Annotated in this window: 26 protein-coding genes; 10 read left to right on the top strand and 16 right to left on the bottom strand. The window is 67.3% G+C overall.

Translation table 11 applies throughout. The features are described 5' to 3' along the window. Positions 1 to 38 precede the first annotated feature (38 nt). A complete protein-coding gene (locus L5G33_RS11240; RefSeq protein WP_236998277.1) occupies positions 39 to 692 on the top strand; it encodes a YoaK family protein in 654 nt (217 codons plus the stop codon). Between the two features lie 62 nt (positions 693 to 754). On the opposite strand, the gene L5G33_RS11235 is transcribed toward L5G33_RS11240, so the two are convergent. From L5G33_RS11235 to L5G33_RS11225, 3 genes are all read right to left on the bottom strand, one after another. Beyond that, on the bottom strand, positions 755 to 1,993 hold the full coding sequence (locus L5G33_RS11235) for an MFS transporter (RefSeq protein ID WP_236998276.1): 1,239 nt from the start codon (positions 1,991 to 1,993) through the stop codon (positions 755 to 757). After that, on the bottom strand, positions 1,993 to 2,430 hold the full coding sequence (locus tag L5G33_RS11230; RefSeq protein WP_236998275.1) for a MarR family winged helix-turn-helix transcriptional regulator: 438 nt from the start codon (positions 2,428 to 2,430) through the stop codon (positions 1,993 to 1,995). The genes L5G33_RS11235 and L5G33_RS11230 overlap by 1 nt, the downstream gene beginning before the upstream one ends. A gap of 95 nt (positions 2,431 to 2,525) precedes the next feature. Continuing rightward, positions 2,526 to 4,196, bottom strand: a complete 1,671-nt coding sequence (locus tag L5G33_RS11225) for a TPM domain-containing protein (protein WP_236998274.1) — start codon at positions 4,194 to 4,196, stop codon at positions 2,526 to 2,528. Between the two features lie 58 nt (positions 4,197 to 4,254). On the opposite strand from L5G33_RS11225, the gene L5G33_RS11220 reads away from it, so the two are divergent. Then, complete coding sequence (locus tag L5G33_RS11220; RefSeq protein WP_236998273.1) at positions 4,255 to 5,667, top strand: phytoene desaturase family protein; 1,413 nt, start codon at positions 4,255 to 4,257, stop codon at positions 5,665 to 5,667. Position 5,668: 1 nt separating this feature from the next. On the opposite strand, the gene L5G33_RS11215 is transcribed toward L5G33_RS11220, so the two are convergent. Genes L5G33_RS11215 through L5G33_RS11190 form a run of 6 tightly spaced genes read right to left on the bottom strand, consistent with a single transcriptional unit; the run spans position 5,669 to position 8,307 of the window. Continuing rightward, positions 5,669 to 6,238 carry a hypothetical protein gene (locus L5G33_RS11215; RefSeq protein ID WP_236998272.1) on the bottom strand — a complete coding sequence of 190 codons (570 nt, stop codon included), beginning with the start codon at positions 6,236 to 6,238 and terminating at the stop codon, positions 5,669 to 5,671. Further along, positions 6,235 to 6,819 (bottom strand): DUF6286 domain-containing protein, encoded by a 585-nt coding sequence (locus L5G33_RS11210; RefSeq protein ID WP_236998271.1) that lies wholly within the window; start codon positions 6,817 to 6,819, stop codon positions 6,235 to 6,237. Before L5G33_RS11210 ends, L5G33_RS11215 begins: the two co-directional genes overlap by 4 nt. Beyond that, positions 6,803 to 7,312: an Asp23/Gls24 family envelope stress response protein gene (locus L5G33_RS11205; protein WP_236998270.1), complete on the bottom strand. Its 510-nt coding sequence runs from the start codon at positions 7,310 to 7,312 to the stop codon at positions 6,803 to 6,805. The genes L5G33_RS11210 and L5G33_RS11205 overlap by 17 nt, the downstream gene beginning before the upstream one ends. Beyond that, positions 7,305 to 7,484, bottom strand: coding sequence for a DUF2273 domain-containing protein (locus L5G33_RS11200; protein WP_236998269.1), 180 nt, complete (start codon positions 7,482 to 7,484; stop codon positions 7,305 to 7,307). The genes L5G33_RS11205 and L5G33_RS11200 overlap by 8 nt, the downstream gene beginning before the upstream one ends. Then, positions 7,484 to 7,789: an Asp23/Gls24 family envelope stress response protein gene (locus L5G33_RS11195; RefSeq protein WP_236998268.1), complete on the bottom strand. Its 306-nt coding sequence runs from the start codon at positions 7,787 to 7,789 to the stop codon at positions 7,484 to 7,486. Before L5G33_RS11195 ends, L5G33_RS11200 begins: the two co-directional genes overlap by 1 nt. After that, positions 7,789 to 8,307, bottom strand: a complete 519-nt coding sequence (locus L5G33_RS11190) for an Asp23/Gls24 family envelope stress response protein (protein WP_236998267.1) — start codon at positions 8,305 to 8,307, stop codon at positions 7,789 to 7,791. Before L5G33_RS11190 ends, L5G33_RS11195 begins: the two co-directional genes overlap by 1 nt. Before the next feature lie 117 nt (positions 8,308 to 8,424). Between L5G33_RS11190 and L5G33_RS11185 the strand changes: the two genes are divergently transcribed. Both L5G33_RS11185 and L5G33_RS11180 read left to right on the top strand, forming a co-directional pair. After that, positions 8,425 to 9,060 carry an RNA polymerase sigma factor gene (locus L5G33_RS11185; protein ID WP_236998266.1) on the top strand — a complete coding sequence of 212 codons (636 nt, stop codon included), beginning with the start codon at positions 8,425 to 8,427 and terminating at the stop codon, positions 9,058 to 9,060. Then, positions 9,057 to 9,524 (top strand): hypothetical protein, encoded by a 468-nt coding sequence (locus L5G33_RS11180; protein ID WP_236998265.1) that lies wholly within the window; start codon positions 9,057 to 9,059, stop codon positions 9,522 to 9,524. Before L5G33_RS11185 ends, L5G33_RS11180 begins: the two co-directional genes overlap by 4 nt. Before the next feature lie 22 nt (positions 9,525 to 9,546). Here L5G33_RS11180 and L5G33_RS11175 read toward each other — a convergent pair whose 3' ends face one another. Next, complete coding sequence (locus L5G33_RS11175) at positions 9,547 to 10,341, bottom strand: LLM class F420-dependent oxidoreductase (RefSeq protein WP_236998264.1); 795 nt, start codon at positions 10,339 to 10,341, stop codon at positions 9,547 to 9,549. A 123-nt stretch (positions 10,342 to 10,464) separates the two neighbouring features. Here L5G33_RS11175 and L5G33_RS11170 point away from each other — a divergent pair, with 123 nt between their 5' ends. Further along, on the top strand, positions 10,465 to 11,094 hold the full coding sequence (locus tag L5G33_RS11170; RefSeq protein WP_236998263.1) for a class I SAM-dependent methyltransferase: 630 nt from the start codon (positions 10,465 to 10,467) through the stop codon (positions 11,092 to 11,094). Between the two features lie 18 nt (positions 11,095 to 11,112). On the opposite strand, the gene L5G33_RS11165 is transcribed toward L5G33_RS11170, so the two are convergent. From L5G33_RS11165 to L5G33_RS11140, 6 genes are all read right to left on the bottom strand, one after another. After that, positions 11,113 to 11,733, bottom strand: a complete 621-nt coding sequence (locus tag L5G33_RS11165; RefSeq protein ID WP_236998262.1) for a response regulator transcription factor — start codon at positions 11,731 to 11,733, stop codon at positions 11,113 to 11,115. Next, positions 11,730 to 12,860 carry a sensor histidine kinase gene (locus tag L5G33_RS11160; RefSeq protein ID WP_236998261.1) on the bottom strand — a complete coding sequence of 377 codons (1,131 nt, stop codon included), beginning with the start codon at positions 12,858 to 12,860 and terminating at the stop codon, positions 11,730 to 11,732. The genes L5G33_RS11165 and L5G33_RS11160 overlap by 4 nt, the downstream gene beginning before the upstream one ends. After that, positions 12,857 to 13,675 (bottom strand): ABC transporter permease, encoded by an 819-nt coding sequence (locus L5G33_RS11155; protein ID WP_236998260.1) that lies wholly within the window; start codon positions 13,673 to 13,675, stop codon positions 12,857 to 12,859. Before L5G33_RS11155 ends, L5G33_RS11160 begins: the two co-directional genes overlap by 4 nt. Then, a complete protein-coding gene (locus L5G33_RS11150) occupies positions 13,672 to 14,592 on the bottom strand; it encodes an ABC transporter ATP-binding protein (protein ID WP_236998259.1) in 921 nt (306 codons plus the stop codon). The genes L5G33_RS11155 and L5G33_RS11150 overlap by 4 nt, the downstream gene beginning before the upstream one ends. Beyond that, positions 14,589 to 14,867 (bottom strand): hypothetical protein, encoded by a 279-nt coding sequence (locus L5G33_RS11145; RefSeq protein WP_236998258.1) that lies wholly within the window; start codon positions 14,865 to 14,867, stop codon positions 14,589 to 14,591. Before L5G33_RS11145 ends, L5G33_RS11150 begins: the two co-directional genes overlap by 4 nt. 114 nt (positions 14,868 to 14,981) lie before the next feature. Beyond that, a complete protein-coding gene (locus L5G33_RS11140) occupies positions 14,982 to 15,716 on the bottom strand; it encodes an IclR family transcriptional regulator (protein ID WP_236998257.1) in 735 nt (244 codons plus the stop codon). A 138-nt stretch (positions 15,717 to 15,854) separates the two neighbouring features. Between L5G33_RS11140 and L5G33_RS11135 the strand changes: the two genes are divergently transcribed. From L5G33_RS11135 to L5G33_RS11115, 5 genes are all read left to right on the top strand, one after another. Then, the gene (locus L5G33_RS11135; protein ID WP_236998256.1) at positions 15,855 to 16,304 is read left to right on the top strand and encodes a nuclear transport factor 2 family protein; all 450 of its coding nucleotides are present in this window, start codon (positions 15,855 to 15,857) and stop codon (positions 16,302 to 16,304) included. A gap of 82 nt (positions 16,305 to 16,386) precedes the next feature. Then, on the top strand, positions 16,387 to 17,238 hold the full coding sequence (locus L5G33_RS11130; RefSeq protein ID WP_236998255.1) for an SDR family NAD(P)-dependent oxidoreductase: 852 nt from the start codon (positions 16,387 to 16,389) through the stop codon (positions 17,236 to 17,238). Beyond that, positions 17,231 to 18,016: an SDR family NAD(P)-dependent oxidoreductase gene (locus tag L5G33_RS11125; protein ID WP_236998254.1), complete on the top strand. Its 786-nt coding sequence runs from the start codon at positions 17,231 to 17,233 to the stop codon at positions 18,014 to 18,016. Before L5G33_RS11130 ends, L5G33_RS11125 begins: the two co-directional genes overlap by 8 nt. After that, positions 18,013 to 19,440 carry an FAD-dependent oxidoreductase gene (locus tag L5G33_RS11120; protein WP_236998253.1) on the top strand — a complete coding sequence of 476 codons (1,428 nt, stop codon included), beginning with the start codon at positions 18,013 to 18,015 and terminating at the stop codon, positions 19,438 to 19,440. The genes L5G33_RS11125 and L5G33_RS11120 overlap by 4 nt, the downstream gene beginning before the upstream one ends. Positions 19,441 to 19,576: 136 nt before the next feature. Continuing rightward, on the top strand, positions 19,577 to 20,950 hold the full coding sequence (locus L5G33_RS11115) for an MFS transporter (protein WP_236998252.1): 1,374 nt from the start codon (positions 19,577 to 19,579) through the stop codon (positions 20,948 to 20,950). Positions 20,951 to 20,955 lie beyond the last annotated feature (5 nt).

Below are 20,955 nucleotides of genomic sequence, written 5' to 3'. Positions count from 1 at the left end.
CAGCACGTGCTGAACGACAATCGCGCGCGGTGGTGCGAATGAACAAGGAAGTCAGCAGCGCGGGATCATCGGACGCATTGCTGGGTGGGTGGCTGCTCGGCCTGGCAGGGTTTGTCGACGCTGTCGCCTTCGTGGTGCTGCAGGGCAGCTTCGTCGCGTTCATGTCGGGAAACACGACGATCCTCGGCTCTTCGGCCACCACCGGCGACTGGCATCTCGCGTGGCTCAGCACCCTCCTGATAGTGCTGTTCTTCGCGGGTAACGTCACCGGGGCGGCCGTCGGACGGTGGGGCGGGAGCGCGGCACATCGGATGCTGATGATCTTGATTGCCGCGGTGACGATCCTCGGTACGGTGGTGGCGAACACCGTCTCGGTGTCGGGCGGTCTGGTCGTCATCGCTGTCGCGGCCGGACTCATCAACTCCGCGCTCGCCGCAGACACCGATGTCCATGTCGGGCTGACCTATGTAACGGGCACGCTGGTCAAAGCAGCTCATCAACTGATTGCCGGGATAGGGGCCGAGCACCCGTGGGGCTGGGTCAAGACGCTCGGCTTCTGGACGGCCTTCGTCGTTGGGGCAGCCGTCGGGGGCCTCGCCTTCCACCGGCTGGGCGCCGCCTCGCTATGGTTCGCGGCGGCATTCGCAGTGGCCGCCTGCTTGCTGCCGCACTGCAGCACCCCAGGCGACTGATCGAAACTTGACGCGCCAGTACTGATCTGACTTCAGGACGCTTGTGTCCAGAACTCACCTGCTCAGAACTCTTCTGCACCGATCAGCACCGCGTCGTCGTCGACGGTGTGCTTGTTCCGGCCGACGGCGTTGGACGCCACAATGGCCACCACCGCTACGCCGCAGTAGCCTGCCGCGAACCAGAAGGGAGCCGCGCCGCCGAACCACTCGGCGAGATAGGCGACGAGGATGGCCGAGACCGCGGCGCCCATCCACCGCAGGAAGCTGTAGCCGGCCGAGGCCACGGACCGCGGGGTCGAGGCGTCGGTGGCCGACATCGCGACGCCGGTGAACAGGGTGTTCAGGATGCCGGACGGGATGCCGGAGACGACGACGGCTGCGCCGATCAGCCACACCTGGTCGGTGAGGACACCGATCGCGGCGAGCGCCATCACGACGGCGTACCCGCTGATCGCCCCGACGACGCCCACCCGGTCGCCGACGGCTCGCGCGATGCCGGGCGCCAGGAACACACCGGCCAGTGCGGTCAACAGACCCCACCCGAAGAAGATCATGCCCGCGTAAATCGGGCGCAGACCCATGGCCAACGGCGCCCACGCGATCACGGTGAACAGGGCGCCGGTGTAGAAGGCGGCACCGATCGAGTTCACCAGGAGCGTCTTGTTCTTGAGCGCCTTGATCGGATCCAGAAGACTCACCGGTTGGCGTTCGCTGGCCGGTGCGTCGGCGGGCAGCATGATCGCGCAGCCGATCGCGCCGATCAGCATCAGGATCGCGGTGCCTGCGAACGGGGCGCGCCAACTCCACTCGCCGAGAACCGCACCGAGCAGTGGTCCGACCGCTAGACCTGCGCCGAGTGCCGCCTCGTACAGCAGGATCGCGCCGTGCTGGCTGCCGCGTGCCTGCCCGACGATGAACGCCAGAGCCGTCGCGATGAACAGCGCGTTACCGAGACCCCAGATGACACGCAATGCGATCAATTGGTCGATGTTGCTCGCGAACGACGAGACGCCCGCCGCGATCACGATGCACAGCAGACCGGTGCTCAACGTCTTCTTCGGCCCGAACCTATATGCGGCCCAACCGGTCAGCAGCATCGCGACGACTTGGACGCCCATGTAGACACCGAACAGGAGCGTCAACTTCTCGTGCGGGGCGTTGAGCGCCTCGGCGATCGAGTTCAGGATCGGGTCCACCAGGCCGATACCCATGAACGCGATGACCGCGGCGAAAGCAGTCACCCACACGGTGCGCGGCTGGCCTTTGAACGCTTCCGTGAGGGAGTGGTTCTCGTCTGCCATTACTTCTCCAATCGTGTGCGCAGGTCCCGCAGGGCCGGGGCGGCAGCCGCGAGGGCTGCCAGTTGTTCGTCGGACAGTTGGGCGAGCGCTGAGGCCACGACGTCGTCGCGGCGGGTGCGCACGTCGCGGATGATGGTCTGGCCCTCGTCCGTGAGCGCGATGACCACGGCACGCCGGTCGTCCGGATCGGGATCGCGCGTCACCAGTCCGTCCCGCGCGAGGACGTCGACGAGATTCGTAGCGGTCGGCATCCGGACGCCTTCACGGTCGGCGAGCGCTCCCATCCGCATGGGTCCGTGATCGGAAATCGTTGCGAGAGCGGATGCTTGGGCGGCACTCAGATCGGTGATCGGGCTGTTGCGGCGGAGCGCGAGGTACAGGCGGGTCACCGAATGGCGCAGTTCGCCCGCCAACTCGGCAGGAAGATTCTCAGTCACATTTAGGGAGTCTAATACTTAGTAAACCTAAATAAAAAGAGAGGCGAAGCGTGATATGGGCGACATCACGCAGACCGCCCGGTGCGGACGGGCGCTCAGACGCGCTCGCCGACTCCGATGCGTCCGGCGCTCGTCGAACCGCCGAACGACGCGGGACTGCGCCCGTCGTGGCTGTACCCGCCGTCGTGCATCGATCCATTGAGCACACTGTCGACGAGAACGCCTGCCAGCACGGGGGACAGGTCGCTCGGTGTGCCCGACTGGCCGCTCGACCAGTCGGTGACGTCGGCGACGGCAGCGTCCATCGCCTGAGCGGCCAGATCGGCTGCGCGTGCCGCCGTTCCCGCAGACGTATCCGGATCGGTGTCGGCGAGGTCGGCTGCGGTGTCCGCGAGACGTCGCGCCTCGGACAGACGGGTGAACGCGACCGAACCGACGACGCCGCGCCGCGTCTGAATGTAGGTGGACACTGCACGGACCAGGTCGACGACGTCCGGGAGTTCAGTCGATCGGGGAGTGTCGTCGGCGTTGTCTGCGGCATCGAGCAGCCTTGTCGCCTGGTCGAGCGCGCCCTCCGCCGAACGTACGGCGCCGATCACCGAGCCTCGCTGACCGGCGGACGCGGCGTCACGGCCCTGGTCGATGCATTCGCGGGCGAATACGAGCAGGTCGTCTGCGAGTTCGACGTTCCCGGCGACTTCGTCGGGAATCGACGAGAGTTCGGCGAGGCGGGCTTCGATGTCGGGAATCCGTACGGCCGACTCGTCGATCACGGCGGAGAGGGAATCGAGCCGCCGGTCGGCGGCTGCGCCGAGATCGCGTAGTCGGTCGAAGGCGAAGCCCCGGCCGTCGAGCATGGCGTCGGCGTTCGAGCAGGTCGTGATGATCTCGACGAGCAGTCGGCGCTGCTCGTCGGGATCGGTGACCTGCCGGTCGTCGAGACGTTGGCGCAGCATGTGTGACGCGGCGATAGCTGCCCGCGCGTCGGCGACGGCCGCGGTGAACGGCTCGGCCGTCTCACCGAGCTCGTTGCGGGCATGGGACGCCTCGTCTGCGCTGGTCCGGATCGCCCGGTCGGTGTCCGTCAACACCTCGCGCGACCAGGGATCGAGCTCGCTGAGCGGCCGCTGACCGAGTTGGTCGGCGGTGAACGCGTCGGGCTGCTCGGCGGCGTCCCGACGCCTGCGACGCAGCCACAACGCGAGAGCCGCCGCAGCAGCGACCACGACGATCACGACGACGGCGACGATCCACCACGGCCGCGACGCCTCTGGTTCACCGCCGACGTCCTCGAGGCGTTCTCCGACAGACACTGCGGCGTCGGCGAATCGGCCCTGTGCGACGGCGGGTCCGAGTTCGTCGGCGATGATGCCGCGGAGTTCGTCGTCGGTCAGCCCCTTCACCTCGATAGGGGCCTGCAGACTGTAGTCACGCGTATCGGTTGCGATCGCGAGCACGACGTCGTGCGCGCCGAAATCGCTCTGGGAGACGGTATTCGCGACCCAGTCCTCGGGCGCGAGGCCGCCGAAATCCTTCACGTACACGACCCAGTACTGGATGTCGTGCGAACCGTCGACGTCGTCCACGGTCTGCCACACGCGATCACTCTGCTCAGTGTTCAAGGCACCCGCCGGGTCGACCACCTGGGTGGGGAGCCGGAACGGTGCCTCAGCGTGCGCAGGCGACGCGAGAAGTGCTGAACCGAGGAGCAGGACGACGAACGTCGACAGGAGAGCCGACACTCGCCGGGCAGGAGCAGACGACATGGTTCCAATCTATCGTCTGGGTACGGCACGGGAGGCGTAGCTGTGAGAGGAGTGAAGAGTGCGTGACGCGTTCGATGCAGTGATCGTCGGCTCCGGCCCTAACGGATTGACCGCCGCCGCAGTCCTGGCGCGCGCGGGTCGACGAGTTCTCGTCCTCGAAGCCGCCGACACGATCGGCGGCGGTGCGCGCACCGACGAGTTCTTCGGGCGCGGAACCCGCACGGACATCTGCTCGGTTGTGCATCCGACCGGTTACGCGTCGCCCGCGTTCGAGGATCTGCGTCTGGCCGAGCACGGTCTCACCTGGCTGGTCCCGGACGTGTCACTGGCGCACGTCGCCGATGGCGACACGATAGGAATCCACCGCGACTCCGCCGACACCGCAATGGAACTCGGTGCGGACATGGATCGCTGGCGGCGTCTGGTCCAGGCGGCGGACCCGGTGGACGTCGCTGGACAGATCCTCGCCATGCCCGCGGTGCCGCGTACTCGGGTGATGCGGATGGCCGGATTCGGTGCGGCAGCCGTGCTGCCGGTGGACATGCTGGCTCGGACGTTCGCCACCGGGCGTGTCGCGACGGTGTTCGCGGGTATCGCCGCACATGCGGGACGACCGTTGTCGTCGCCTGGGTCGTCGGCGGCCGGGCTTCTCCTGGGGATGCTCGCCGCTACCGGCTGGCCGATCGCCGTGGGCGGCTCGCAGGCCATCGCCGACGCCCTCGTCTCGGTGATCGTCGCCAGCGGCGGACGCGTCGAGACCGGATGCGAGGTCACCGAGCTCGGCCAGCTTCCGACCGGCTGCGATCTGCTCTTCGACACCTCGCCGGACCTCGTCGCGACGCTGTTCGCCGACCGTCTCGGGCACCGCTACGCTCGCGCCCTGAGGCGGTTCTCGTACGGCGACGGCACCTGCAAAGTCGATTTCGTCCTCACCGAGCCGATCCCGTGGTCGGCGCGACCGGATCTGATGTCGCGGACCGCGACCTTCCATCTCGCCGACGACGTCGCACAGATCAGACGCACCGAGGAGGACGTGGCCGCCGGCCGCATCCCCGAGCGTCCGTGGGTTCTCGGCGGGGAGCCGACGAGGATCGATCCGTCGCGGGCGCCGATCGGAACGCATCTGGCGTGGGCGTACTGCCACGTCCCGGCCGGATGCGATGTCGACGTCTCCGACCGAATCGTCGACGAGATCGAGCGGAGGGCTCCGGGATTCCGTGACACGATCGCTCACGTGCGGGTGACCAGAGCGACCGACCTGGAACGACACGACGCCAACTACGTCGGCGGCGACATCAACTGCGGCGCCGCGAGTCTGTCTCAACTCCTAGCGCGCCCGGTGCTGTCGTCGACTCCGCAGGTCACCGGGGTAGACGGTGTGTACCTGTGTTCGTCGGCGACGGCACCGGGCGGCGGCGTGCATGGCATGTCCGGTTATCGAGCCGCTCGCGCGGTGCTGGCGCGGAGCTGAGTCAGCGTCGACTCGGCACCTTTCGGGGTTCGAGGTGGACAAATGCCTGGACGTGCACGTCGGTGCCGTCGACAGCGTCCCGGATCTGATCGGTAACCACCCCGACCTTTGCCGCGATCTCCGGATACGTGCGCTCCGGACTCGCGGTCGCCTCAAGGCGGATGATGCGGCGCGACCGATCGTCGAGCGCACGCGCGGACACCGAGGTGAACATCGGCTCACCGTCGAGCTCATCGGCGACAGCAGCGGCGATGAGCTTCGGGGCGATCGACATCGCACCTGTCTCGTCCGAGCCGTCGAGTTCGAGGTCGTCGACAGTGCCCGGCCGGACCGCCGATACGATCAACGGGACCGCCCACACCAGCGTCAGCAGCACGATCCCAGCCAGGACCAGCGTCCACCATCCGCTGTCGGCGAAGCTGCCGACCGCATCGTTGTCGATGCGTTCGACCCAGTCGACGACCGGTTGGACGCCGAGATTCCACGCGATCGCGGCAGCTCCCACGACCAGCAGAACGAGGCCGAGCAGTGCGGTCGTCGAGCGGTGCACTGCGGCAGGCAGGCGGTTCATCGTCGACCACCGCCGCGCCGGTTCGGGAATCGGACGACGGCCCGTTTCGGCGATTCGACGTCGCCGATCACGGACTCCACCACCTCGCGGACATGATCGCGGTCGGTCGAATCCCGTGCGGTCACCGTGCACGTGGCTTTACGACGGGTGACGACCGTGGTGGCGTGCTCCACGCCGGAGACCGACTCCGCGGCTGCGCTGCACCGACGGGCGACGTCGACCCGTCGTGTCCACAGCACGTCGTGGCCAGCGAGCCGAAGGTGAGTCGGTCGACGTGGTTTCACGGCGACCGCGAGCATGCCGAGACCGACCACGACGCAGGCGATCGCGGCCGCCCACATCCAGCCGGTCCACGACGTCTCGGTGGACCAGTGCGCGGCCCCGGCCAGCCAGGGGTCGCCATCGGTCCACCCGGCCGCCACCACCAGGTCGCGGATCGCGACCCCGCACAAGACGAGCATCAGAAGACCGATGACGGCGCCGAGGACCGCGGCGCCGGGCAGGCCTGATGGCGCGAACACGTTGCGGCTCGCGGTGTCGTCGGTGCCGGTGCGGTCGCGGTCGTCAGTCGTCGCTGTCATGGCGGTCCTCCGATGCTGTCGCGCGCTCGTGTGCTTGCGTGATGCTTGGCAGATCGATGTACCCCTGCTTTCGTCGGGACACCTCGCCACGTGGAACCAGTTCCCGCACAGTCACATCGACCCGAATCGGGCGGTCGCCGGTGAACTGCTCGAGCTCGTCGGCGACCGATGTGCGTACCTGTCGACAGACCCGTGTCACCGCGCACGGCCACTCCAACGCGACCGTCAGAGACAGCCGTCGAGCGGTTCCGGCTGCGTCGACCGACGCCTGCGGCAGGTCGGAATTGATCCCGAGGAGGTCCGTGGTCGACGAACCGAGGACCGCCCCGACCGTGCCCTGCTGACGGACCACGCCGTCGACGCTCAGTGCCGCGCGTTCGGCGATCTTCCTGACCACCCGCTCGGCGATGACGAGTGTGCCCGGCTCGCGGGTACTCGCCGGGGCCGTGCCGCCCTCCACGACACGGTCCCCGGCGAGAGTCTGTTCAGCCACGGCCCCTGCTCCGGATGACGGCGCCCAGATCGAGAGCGCCGTCGAGCTGTAGTCCGATAACCAGCCCGATCAGGCCGAAGACGATGGCCAGAACGAGCCCCCAGAATCCGCCGACGAGCGCCGCCAGCGCCAGCAGCAGGCCGGCGAACAATCCAATGACCGCCTTGCTCATCAGCCTGCCCTCCGATTCTGGGCGACGTCCTCGACGACGACCGTGAACGGCAGTCCGGTGATCGACTCCGCGGTCTCGCGGACCGAAGCGGCCACCGCCTGCAGATCGTGCGACAGATCGACGATGATGTGGACCTCTCCGTCCTCGTCGCGCACCGCGATACCCGTCACCCGGCGACCCGGGAGGTACGTTGCGACCTCGCCGAATAACCCGCTGTGCAGATCGACGACGCCCGGCAGTGCGAGAACCGCGTCCGCGATCCGCTCAGCGGCGGAGCCGTCGACGTCCTCGCGCGGGGCAGTCATCACTCGACCCTCCGCGAACCGTCTGCCTGGTCGTCTTCGTCGCCGAAGCTCACGTCGTGAACGGTCACGTTCACCTCGGTGACCTCGAGTCCGGTCATCTGTTCGATCGCGGTGATCACGTTGCGGCGGATCGCGGCGGCGAGCTGGTGGATCGCGACTCCGTAGTCGGCGACGATCGAGACGTCGACGGCGGCCTGACGTTCACCGACCTCGACGTTGATGCCCTGCGTGGCGCTGACCGACGTGCCCGGAAGCACTTCGCGCACCTTGCCGACGACGCGCTCGGTGGCGCCGCCCACGTCGTAGACGCCGTCGATCTCGCGGGCTGCAATGCCCGCGATCTTCGCGACGACCACGTCGGCGATCGATGTGCGGCCGCGGTCGCCCGCAGTGTCGCGTCGGGCGAGCTCGCGCCCGGCTGCAGCCTCGGCCGCCTTGGTCGACGGCGCCGTGACCTTCGCTGTGGCCGATTCCTGCGTCTTTTCCGCAGCTGCTGTGGTGGCGTTGTTGTCGGACACCCGAACTCCTTATGTCTGATGTGGATGGCACACCGATCGCGACCCCTCGCCCGGCCGAAGCCGGATCACGCGATCCGTGTGTACAGTCAGTCGCATCGACGCGGGGAAGTTGCACGGATGAATTCACGTGATGTCGATCACGACGATAACTTAGATCTGGAAAGCCTGAGCGACGATGAGCTCGCCGGTGCTGCTGCAGTGGGTGACGCAGAAGCGTTCGACCTGCTGGTCAGACGCATGTCGCCGATACTGCTGCGCTATATGCGTCGCATGGTCAGCGAGCCGCAGACGGCCGAGGACCTCGCCCAGGAGACGCTGCTCGACACCTGGAAAGGGCTGCCCGACTTCGCGTTCCGAAGCTCGTTCCGAACGTGGATGTTCGCTGTCGCGCATCGGAAGACGGTCGACTACTACCGTCGCCGACGCGATCTTCCGACCGGAGCCGAGCGATTCGAGGAACTCGTCGCGCGAGGACCGCAGCCCGCCGACACCGCGGAGCATTCGGCGCTGATGGACGCGCTGCGGGCCGAATTAGGAAACTTGCCGCACACGTCGAGAGCCGCGTGGTGGTTGAAGGAAGTCGAAGGGCTGACGCTCGTCGAGATCTCCGAGGTCTTGCGCGTCAGCACAGGGTCGGTGCGGGGACACCTGCAGCGAAGCCGGAAGTTCCTGGTGACCCGCCTCGCGCCGTGGCAGCCTGGAGCGAGATCGGACGAGGCATCGGCTGCGACCGGGAAAGGAGGTCGATCATGAACGACGTACGTTTCGACGACGCGACCGACGACCCCACTGACGCGTGGCTGGTGGATGCGGTCCGCGATGAACGCGAACCCGACAGCGACGTGGAGCGGTTGATCTCGTCCATCTCGTCCGGGCTCAGCCGGATGCGCAGACCCGCGCGGACACTCGCCACCGACACCGACGGCGTGTGGGTCAGCGACCGGATCGTCAAACAGTTGATCGCCGTCAGCGTTCGGCGGGCGCTCGGCAGGCTGGTCGTGTTCGCGTCGATCGACGGCACAGACGACACCGCCGACGGGGTGCGCATCGGTGTGATCGCACGATACGCGGACGACCTGCCGGCGACGTCGGAGAAGGTCCGCGATGTCGTAGACGAAGTGCTCATCTCGACGATCGGCGCCCGATCGAGCGCTGTGGCACGCACCGAGGTCACGGTGCGCTGGCAGGACCTGTACACGCGGGAGTGGCTCGGCTGACCGCCGCTCCCGACTCCGGCGATCAGCCTTCGCGGGCGTCCCGCCATGCGACGAGGCGCTCGAGAGTCGACAGGTCGTAGTCGGGCCCGCTGACTGCGTACGTCAGGAGGCTGACTCCCTCTGCGGTGATGTCGTCGGCGAACCGAAGAACGTCGTCGATGTTCTTGCGGCCCTTCAGTTCCGCGGACCGCTCGATCGCGGACGGATCGCGGTCGACCGCAGCGCAGTGCTCGGCGAGGATCGCGGCCTTCCGCCGGTAGGTCTCGACGTCGACGAACGAATGCCAGATGTCGGCGTGCGCCGCGACATGCCGCAGCGTCTTGCGTTCGCCGCCGCCGCCGACGAGGACAGGGATCTTGCGGGTCGGCGGCGGATTCAACTGCGCCATCCGCGAGTCGATCCGGTCGAGTGCTTCACCGAGGGCGTCCAGACGCGACCCGGCGGTCCCGAATTCGTAGCCGTACTCGGTGTAGTCACGCTCGAACCAGCCGCTGCCGATGCCAAGGATGACGCGGCCGCCCGAGATGTGGTCGACCGTGCGCGCCATGTCGGCGAGCAGTTCCGGGTTGCGGTAGCTGTTGCACGTGACGAGCGGCCCGAACTCGATGCGTTCGGTCTGTTCGGCCCACGCACCGAGCATCGTCCAGCATTCGAAGTGTGCACCGTCTGGGTCGCCGGACAGAGGGTAGAAGTGGTCCCAGTTGAAGGCGATGTCGACGCCGATGTCCTCGGCGCGACGGACTGCGTCGCGGATGAGTGCGTAATCAGGGGAGTGTTGAGGCTGGAGCTGGACACCGATGCGGACGCGTGAAGTCATGGACTCCATTCTGTACGCACCCACAGTCTCTGCGCATCCGCAGCCGAGCGGCCGCGCCGGCCACCATTGCCGATTCGGCAACAAGCAATGACATTCTGGCATGTGGCTGGCATGGTTGACCTCATGACCGAAGAACACGAGCACGGACCCGGGACAAAGGGCCGTCACCCAGAGACCGCCCAGGAGTGGGACGAACTGTATTCGACGTCCGATCGCCTGTGGACGACGAATGTGAATCCGGCACTCGTCGCGGAGATCGACGCACTCGAACCCGGCTCCGCGCTGGACATCGGCAGCGGCGAGGGAGCCGATGCCCGCTGGCTCACGGAGAAGGGCTGGACAGTGACCGCCGTCGACATCTCGCAGGTCGCCATCGATCGGGCTCGTGCCGCAGATCCGGAAGGCTCGATCGCGTGGCATCGGCTCGACGTCGCCCAGGACTCTCTCCCCAACGCGCCGTTCGGGCTCGTATCGGCGATCTACTTCCACATCGCGCGCCGGCAGGAGCCGCTCCTCGACGCCCTGATCGATGCGGTCGCGCCCGGCGGGCGGTTCCTCCTCGTCATGCACGCGGCGCGAGGCATGAAAGAGCATGGGTTCGACCCGTCCGACTACTTCCTGCCGTCCGACATCGCCGACCGTCTCGGCGACGACTGGGAGGTCGAAGTGAACGAGACACGCCCGCGCGGTGTGCCCGCAGGCAACGGTGCGCACATCGACGACGACGTGCTGCGTGCTCGTCGCATCCGGTGATCAGCCCCCCGCTCCCACTCAGATCCAGCCCAGCTCCCGCGCCTTGACGGCCGCTTCGTAGCGGTTGGCGACGCCGAGCTTCGCCATCGCCGACGACAGATAGTTGCGGGTGGTGCCCGCCGACAGGTGGGCGCGCGAGGCGATCTCGTCGACCGATGAGCCGTCGATCGCGAACTCCAGTACGTCTGCTTCGCGGGGCGTCAGCACCGAGTCGCCGGTGCTGATCGCTTCGGCGGCGAGTTCCGGATCGACATAACGCCCGCCGGTGTGGACAGAACGGATGACGGTGGCGAGTGTCGCGGCCGACGCGGTCTTGGGGAGGAAGCCGCGCACGCCGGTCGACAGCGCGCGTTTGAGATAGCCGGGCCTGCCGTGGCTGGTGACGATCAGGCAGCCTGCGTCGGGGGAGAGCGACAGTACCCGCTGGGCGACTTCGATGCCGTCCATGCCGGGCAACTGCAAGTCGAGGACGGCGACGGCGGTCGGTGATCCGCCGTCGACGCGGGCGCGCCACAGGTCGACCAGCTCCTCGCCGGTCCCGACGTGAGCGATGACCTCCAGATCGTCTTCGAGCCCGAGCATCGTGGCCATCGCCGAGCGGATCAACGTCTCGTCGTCGGCCAACAGAACTGGAATCATACCGTCTCCCAACGAATCTCAAGAGTGAAAGTACCCTGCTCGGAGCGGGTTGCAAGGACGCCGCCGACGTCTGACAGGCGCTCGGCCAGGCCACGGAGACCCGAATGCTCGCCTTCGTCCGCCGGTGCGCCGTCGTTCGACAGTGTCATTCCCGACTGCCCGAGCGAGAGGGTCGCCGCGGTCGCCGACGAGTGTCGGACGATGTTCGTCGTGCCCTCACGCACCACCCAGGCCGCGGTCTCATGAAGTGTCGGAGGGACCGCTGCGATATCGCCCTCCACGACGAGGCGGCACCCGGCGGCGTCGAGCAGCGCCCGTGCCCCCGCGACCTCGCCGGGCAGGTCGATGTCCCGATAGCCGCGGACCAGCGCCCGCATCTCTTCCATCGATGCGACGGCGAGCGCCTTCACCTCGTCCATTTCGGCCGCGGCCTGCTCCGCGGCGCCTGCGCGAGACAGGCGGGACGCCAGTTCGCTCTTCACCGCCACGGTCGAGAAGCCGCGTCCGACGACGTCGTGCAGGTCGCGGGCGAAGCGGAGGCGTTCCTCGGCGACGTGGAGCTGGGCCTCGGTGCGGCGAGCGTCGTCGAGATCGTCGACGATGCGCAACGTCCACATGGTGAGCCGAGTGATGCCGACGAGGAAGGCACCCATCGCGAGCAGCGCGACGCAGTGCTGCACGAAGTCTGCGGACGACCCGTACGCCGCGGCGGTCGCGAGGATGCTCACCAGCAGGATTGGCCACCGCATGGTCGCGAACGCGATGGTCGAGACTGAGGCCAGGGCCAGAACGAACCACCCGACACCGCGGGCCGTCTCGTCGTCCCAGCCCGCGCGCAAGGCCACGCCGCACAGCCATGCACCGACGAGGCAGACGGCGGCGCCGACGGTCAACCAGGTGTCCGAACGCGAGGGGGCCCGCCCGGTGAGCTCGGGACGGGCTTCGAACTGTGCGACCGCCGCGCCGCACGAGACGACGAGTATCGCCGCTACGGCGAGATGTCCGCGTGCGGCCGCGACCGCGAACACGGCCAGGCCGATCACAGTGACCTCCAACGTCAATCGCGTGTACAGCCGGTACTTGGTCGGATCGGACAGGCGCCGCCACCGGTCGGGAGTGAGGTTCACCCGCGGTCGTCCCAACGGAAGCCCTTGTAGACGAGCGCGATCGCGATTGCGGTCCATATGACCAGTGTCGCAACCGGGCGGCCGATATCGGTGAACGTCCCGGCGAAGTCGGTCATCGGGGCATCGGTTCCCGCGGTGGCCGTCTTGCCCGCGGCGCCCAGATGCATGAGGTCCGAGACGGCCGCGTACGGCGTCCAGCCGAGCAGGTCGGCTGCGCGGTCCGGGAGCGTCGAGCGGATGTTCCCCATCCCGGCCATCGCGAGGGCCATCACCGGAAGCGACGTGATCTGCGCGGCCTCGGCGTTCTTCGTGAAACCGCTGGTGGCGAGCGCGAGGAGGCCGAACACGGCGGATCCGCCGACTAGCGCGATGATCATCGCGAGAACGTTGACCGGCCCGGGAGCACCGGTCGCGTACACGATGGCGCAGACCAGGAGGGACGACGCCGTCGTCACCAGCACGCCCGGTGCGTTCGGTGCGGCCAGGATCTGCCAGTCGGTTGCCTCGCCTGTCCGCAGACGTTTCAGGACGCCTTCGGATCGGCGCGTCGTGACCATCGACAGCACCGTGTAGTACTGCACAAACATGAGGGCGAACAACGCGAACATATCGAAGGTCGCGGCGACGCCGTCGCGGTCGACGTGGCCGTCGTTGCCGCTGCGGAGGAGCAGATAGGTGGCGACCGGGAGCAGGATCGGAAAGATCACGCCGGTGACGACGAGTGTCTTGTTGCGGCGGAACTGCAGGAATTCGGCGCGGGCCAGCGACATCAGCGGGCTGCGGCGGAAGGTCGTCGTCGGGGTGGCGGTGGTCATCGGGTGGCTCCGATCTTGTCGTCGGCGGGTTCTCCGGCCAGGTCGAGGAACACCGATTCGAGTGAGGCGGCGCGAGCGGTGAGTCCCGGCAAGGTGACCCTCTCGTGATGTGCCCAGGTCAGGACGGCGAGCAGATCGTCCTGCAAACGGTGGGTGGTCAGCGAAACGCGCCCGCCGTCCACCCTCAGCCCCGGCAGTGGCGGCAGGGTGATGCCCGGGTGGTCGAAGGCGATGGTCGACGGGTGGCCGTCGACGATCTCACGGAGCGTCCCGGACCGGGCAATGGTCCCGGCGTGCATAATCGCGATCGTGTCGGCGAGCGCTTCGGCCTCGTCGAGATAGTGGGTGGTCAGGACCATGGTGACCCCGCTCGCCTTCAGGTCGTTCAGCAGTCGCCAGGTGGCTCGGCGGTTCTCGGGGTCGAGCCCGGTGGTCGGTTCGTCGAGGAACAGCAGCCGGGGCCGTCCGAGCAAGGCGCACGCCAGGTCGACGCGACGCTTCTCGCCGCCCGAGAGCGACCCGACGCGGACGCCTGCGCGCTCGGTGAGTTGGACTTTCGTCAGAACGTCGTCGACGGTCGTCGGGTGCGTGCAGGTGCCACGCCACATCTCGAGAGTCTCGATGACGGTGAGCTCGGCGGGGAGCCCGCCGGACTGCAGCATGATGCCCAGGTCGGGGCGGACGCGGCGACGGTCGCGCATCGGGTCGAGGCCGAACACTTCGACCACTCCGTCATCGGGGGCCGCGAGGCCTTCGAGAAGGTCGAGCGTGGACGTCTTGCCCGCTCCGTTCGTGCCGAGCAGCGCGAACACCTCGCCCTGCCGAACGTTCAGATCGACGCCTCGTACCGCGTGGTACGCGTCGTCCCCGTGGCCGTACCAACGGTGCAGGTCGTGGGCGGAGATGACGGCGTTCATCGGGCGTTCCAATGCTTGCGCTCGCCGACTGTCCAACGTGCGCCCATGAACCCGGCGACGACCACGGAGGCGGCGACGATGAAGAGCGGTGACGGCCGGACGACGACGAAGACGACGGCCAGGAGGATCGCGGTCGTCACGATCACGAAGACTTCGCGGGATCGCGTCGGAGCCGGACCCAAGCGGCAGCAGTCCACGAACAGATCGTGCATGGAGGCCTCGCGGAAGCCGGGCGGGCGGCGAACGACGGATGGGGTGCTTGTTGTCGATTTCATGCTTTCAAGCGTCGCCGGACGAGGTCCTCGCCAGTAGTGTGCGCAGTCACCGGACCCCGTGGGTTCTGCACGGGTCGGTAATGACAGATGTCATCGCCGACCCGGCGGTCGGCACTACCGAAGCAACGATCCCAGCCGACGGGCCGCAGCCACGACGGCTTCGCCGAGCTGCTGCTCCTCCGTGATGTCGAAGACCGAGATGCCGATGCTGACGGGACCGGACTCACGGGTGAGCACCGCCGACGAGATGCCGGTGACCGACTGGGTCACTTCGCCGGAGGTGATCGCGTAGCCGCGAGTGCGTGCCCGGATGATCTCGTCGCGCTCACCGTCGCGCGGGGGGAGTGCGGCCAGGATCGCGAGGCCTGCCGACCCTCGGTTGATCGGGTCAACCTGCCCGGCGTGGAAGCCGACGTGCGCACGTGCGTTGCTCGGCTCGATGACGAGAAGCGCCCGCACCGAGTCGTCGCCCTCACGGACCGCGACGTGTGCCGTGGCCGACGTCGTGTCGGCGAGTCCTTCGAGTACGGGCTGCACGAGTTCACGCAGGTCGTGCTCCACCGCGCCCGCGAGCGAGATCAGCGCGCCGCCGAGGACGATGCGCTTGCCGTCGGTCCGACGGCACAACCGGTGGGCCTCCAGCGTGCGGACCAGGCGATCGGCGACTGTCCGGTGGACCCCGATGCCGTCGCCGATCTCCGTCACGGTCAGCCCGTACTTGTGCCTGGCGAGCAGGTCGAGGATCTCCAGGCCGTTGTGCAGAGTCTTCGACATTCGCGAATCGAGCTGTACACCGCCCGCGACCTGGCAGTTGTCGTCCACCTGGTCATCAGAACCGCTGGATGTCATGGATCACCTTCTTGACGCATGTGAGGCTAGACACTTAGAGTAGTCGGTAATCGCACTACACGTTCGATTATCGCACACTTTCCGCTAGGTTGCAACGCACCCAACCGGGCGACCGACACTGACAGAGGGGCTCTACCCGTGGGCGAGAGCGGCACGCATACCGAGGTGAATCCGGCGGACCTCTCCGCGATCCACCAGCTCTACGGCCATCAGAGTCATCTCATCGACGGCGGTCACGCGACGCAGTGGGCGCAGACGTTCACCGCCGACGGCGTGTTCGTCTCGCCCAGCTATTCCGCACCCGTCGTAGGTACCGACGCCCTCAACGAGTTCGCTGCCGCGTTCTACGCGAACGCGGCAGCGAACGGCGAAGTTCACCGGCACGTGCTTACCAACATCGGCGTGACGCGGATCAGCGATGAGGAAGTGACCGTCGCCGCCTATCTGCAGATCGTGGCCACCCGGATCGGCGGAGACTCCCGTCTCGTACGGTTCACCACGGTCACCGACCGTGTCGTGCGAGCAGGCGGGGTCTGGCGCATCGCGCAGCGAGCGGTCTCCCGCGACGACCGCCCCGGAACGTCCTGAGACCGCTCGCCGAAGACCGGGCGCGCATGCCTTCTGCAACAACATATTTCTCGCCTGAAACCACACATCTTGGAGGAAGACCATGACCGAAACCCCTAATGCCGACACGACAGGCGCCCAGAATCCCGGGCGCACCGACGCGTCTCAGCTGACCGCCGTGTACCCGGAGATCGCAGGCAAGGTCGCCGTCGTCACCGGCGCCGCCCGGGGGATGGGGGCAGCATTCGCCGCCGGACTGGCGACGCGCGGAGTGCACGTTGTGGGCGCCGACATCAACGAAGAGCAGATGACGGCCACCGCGGACGAGATCACCGCATCACTCGCGGCGGACTCGCTCACCGCCACCCCGGGTCGCGTGATCGGGGCCCGCGTCGACGTCACCGACGCCGACGACCACGAGTCGCTCGCACAGGTCGCGCTCAACGAATTCGGCCGGATCGACTTCTGGATCAACAATGCGGGCATCTTTCCGTTCGCCCTCGTCGACGACATCTCGCCCGAGCAGATCGCCGCCGTTCTCGACGTCAACGTGCACGGGGTCCTGTTCGGGGCGCAGGCCGCTGCGCGCCACATGGAACCCGGTAGTGCGATCGTCAACATGTCGTCGGTCTCCGCACTGCGTGTCCGTCGCGGACGCGGTGCCTACTGCACGTCAAAGGCGGCCGTCGCACACCTCACCGAGTCCCTCGCGGTCGAATTGGGCGACAAGGGAATCCGAGTGAACTCGATCGCACCGGGGTACATCGACACCGAGATGACGCGGTGGGTTCGGGAGGATCCGGCCGCGCTCGCACACGCTCTCGACGCGGTCCCACTGCATCGCCTCGGCTCGCCCGAGGAGGTCTTCGGTCCGCTGCTGTTCCTCCTCTCTGACAGCGCGCGCTACGTCACCGGCCACTCGATCTCCGTCGACGGCGGCTCGCGCCATGTCTGAGTCGGTCACCTATCCGGGCGTCGTGCTCGTCACGGGTGCGGCAGGTGGCATGGGCGCAGGCCACGCGAAGGCGCTCGCCGCACGCGGCGTGCACGTCTGCGTCGCCGACCGCGCCGACCCGACGCCGGTCCTCGCCGAGATCGACGCCGCGGGTGGCAGCGCATCCGGACACGAACTCGACGTCGCCGACCCCTCCGCCTGGGCTCGCGTCGTCGACGAGATCGCTTCGACCCGAGGCGAACTCGGCGGTCTCGTGAATAACGCCGGGATCAGCCGCAGACTCGAGTTCCTCGACACCCCGGACGACGTCTGGGAGACGACCATGAAGATCAACCTCTTCGGACCGTTCTACGGGATGAAAGCGGTCGCGCCGCTCATGCGCGACAGTGGCGGCGGATCGATCGTCAACATATCGTCGATCTCCGGGCAGATCGGCTACTTCTCGCCCGCGTACTCGTCGAGCAAGTGGGGTCTCACCGGGCTGTCGAAGTCGGCTGCGGGCAACTTCGCGCAGTGGAACATCCGCGTCAACTCCGTACACCCGGGACTCGTCGGCACCGCACTGCTCGACGGAGCCGGCACGTTCGTCAATGCGGCTGTGGACAGTATCCCGATGGGACGCATGGGCACGCCAGACGAGATCACCGACGCCGTCCTGCACCTACTGTCGAACCGGTCCACCTACATGACGGGCAGCGAGGTCACCGTCGACGGCGGGCTGGTCTCGAACGGCCTCTACCACCGCATCATCGAAGAAGCCGGAGGAGCACTGTCGTGAGCGACGAAGAAGCCGTGGACGTCGTCGTCATCGGCGGCGGAGGCGCGGGCCTGGCCGCTGCCGTGTCGGCAGCCGAAGCCGGCGCGTCCGTTCTCCTGTTCGAGTCCGAGACCGAACTCGGCGGCTCGACGCAGTTGTCCGCCGGAATGTTCACCGCAGCGGGCACCAGCGTCCAAGCCGGAATCGGTATCGACGACACCGCCGAGAAGTTCTTCCAGCACTACATGGACTTGAATCATTGGATGTTGGCGCCCGGACTCATCCGCACGTTCTGTGAGAACGCCGGGCCCACCCTGGAGTGGCTCATTGACCTCGGTGTGGAGATCCCCGCACGGGAATCGGCGAACGCGCACATGCCCGGGCTCTCGCAGGCCGGTGTAGAAGACGTGTGGCGCGGGCACGTGCCCAAAGACCAGGGATACGGACTCGTCCAAACCCTCGACCGCGCCCGCAAGGCCAACCACGTCGAAGCGGTTCTCGCGACGCGCGTACAGTCGTTGCTCGTCGAAGACGGGCGGGTCGTCGGCGTGGTCGCCGACGACATCGAGGTGCGGGCGAACGCCGTCGTCGTGGCGTCCGGCGGGTTCGCTCAGAGCCCCGAACTGCTCGAACGGTACTACCCGGCCGCGTTGGACGCGGGTCAGGCGCTGTTCGTCGTCGCCGCGCCGGGAAGCCGCGGAGACCACGTCGCCTTCGGCAGACAGGTGAATGCGTCGATCACAGGAGACGGATGGGGACTCATGCTCCCGACCGCCTACTTTCAGCGCTATCACCACTGGCAGGCGGGATTCCCGCCCAAGTCGCGGGTGTACGTCAACGATTCCGGGCGTCGGTTCATGGACGAGGACGCGTCGTACGCTGTGTCGTCTGGGATCATCGACGCGCAAGGCGACTATGTGTGGGCGATTTTCGACGAGAAGGCCCGAATCAATCTGCCGGCCGGCTACGCCGACTGGGACGCGGACCGCGTCGTCGAGGAAGCCGACGCGGGCCGGACCGTCCGGGCACAGACCCTCGACGAACTGGCTGCACGACTGTCGATCCCCGCCGCCGCCCTGCACGCCACCGTCTCCCGGTGGAACAGTCAGCTCCCCAACGGGTTAGACGACGACTTCCACCGCCACCGGACCCTGGCCAACAAGGGATCCGCAGCGAATCCAGACCCGATCGACGCCGGCCCGTTCTACGCCGTCCAGATGCTGCCCGCCGAACTGGTGTGTACGCACGCGGGCCTCGAGATCAACGCTGACGCGCAGGTCCTCGACGGGAACGGCGAACCCGTTCCCGGGCTGTTCGCGGCAGGCGAGGCCGGTGCAGGCGTGCTCGGGCTCCGATACGTCGGCGGCGGAAACGCTGTCGCCAATGCACTCACCATGGGCCGCATCGCGGGACAACGCGCCGCGGCGCTCTCCGGCGAGGCCTGAAGTCCCGCGCCCTCCCAAGAACCCCTCCCAAGAACCCCTCCCAAGAACCCCTAACCCCTCCCAAGAACTCAGTGCGGCGACGTCACCCCCGTTGCTCGTCGCACCGAGCGCCCCCTCACCGTCAGGAGTAGTCGGCATGGATGCCACCACTGCCTCCGCCCAGGCCGCAGAAGCGGCCCTCGGGCGTTCGACGATCCGGAAGGTCGCCTTCCGTGTCATGCCGCTGGTCATGTTGTTGTACATCTTCAACTACATGGACCGGACGAACATCAGTTACGCCCAGTTGGGCATGGAAGACGATCTGGGCATCACCGCAGCCACGTTCGGTGCGGTCTCGTCGATCTTCTTCCTCGCCTACGTCGTCTTCGAGATCCCGTCGAATATGGCGCTCAAGAAGTTCGGGGCACGCATCTGGTTGGCGCGCATCGCCGTCAGCTGGGGCATCGTCACCGTGGTTCTCGGCTTCGTGAACAGCGTGACCCACCTGTATATCGTGCGCATCCTGCTCGGCATCGCCGAAGCCGGACTGTACCCGGGCCTGCTGCTGTACTTGACGTTCTGGTTCCGGCAGCGCGAGCGAGGACGCGCCATTGCGGCCATGGCGATGGCTCAGCCGATCGCGATGATCCTCGGCAGCTTCACCGGCGGCCTGATCCTGGACCACATTCACTGGCTCGACATGAGCAGCTGGCGCTGGGTGTTCATCCTCCAAGGCCTGCCCGCCATCATCCTCGGCGTCATCATCTTCTTCTATCTGCCCGACACCCCGTCGAAGGCTCGCTTCCTCACGAAGGCGGAAGCCGCGTGGCTCGAAGGTGAGATCACCTCGGAGTACCCAGACGGTCGTGAAGAGGAGTCGGTCAAGGAGCAGCTGTCCGCGATCAAGAAGCCGAAGATCCTGCACCTGGCCTTCGCGAACTTGTTCGCCGCGTGCGGTCTGTACGGTTTCACATTCTTTCTGCCGCAGATCATCAAGCAGATGAACCCCGAGTACTCGGCGACCAACATCGGCTTCCTGGGAACCCTCCCGTTCCTCGTCGGCGCGATCGGCATGGTTCTTATCGCTCGATTCTCCGACCGCACCGGGGAACGTAAGTTCCACACGATCGCTCCGCTGCTCCTCGCCGCGCTCGGCCTGTTTGGCACCATCCAATCGGTCGGCACTCCGGCGCTCGCCATGGTGTTCCTGTCGATGACCGCGATCGGCGTGCTCGGATACCTGGCGCCCTACTGGGCGATGGCCTCGCAGGTCCTGTCCAAGAAGGAGACCGTCGTCGGTCTCGCCGCGATCAACACGATCGCCGCGCTCGGCGGCTTCTTCGGGCCCTACGTGATCGGTCAGAACGCGTCGGCGGACGACGTCACGATCGGCCTCTACTTCCCGATCGGCTGCCTAATCCTGTCGGGCATCATGCTGGCGTTCGTCAAGGTCCCGAAGATGGTCGACGGCGCGAGAACGGGCGGCGACCGCACGACCGCGGACGCGGATCGGGCGACGAACCAGGCCTGAGCGAC

Source organism: Gordonia liuliyuniae, assembly GCF_021738805.1.
In the GTDB taxonomy this organism is placed as follows: Bacteria; Actinomycetota; Actinomycetes; order Mycobacteriales; family Mycobacteriaceae; genus Gordonia; species Gordonia liuliyuniae.
The sequence above is the reverse complement of the archived record's forward strand: the minus strand, read 5'-3'. Positions and strand labels throughout refer to the sequence as shown.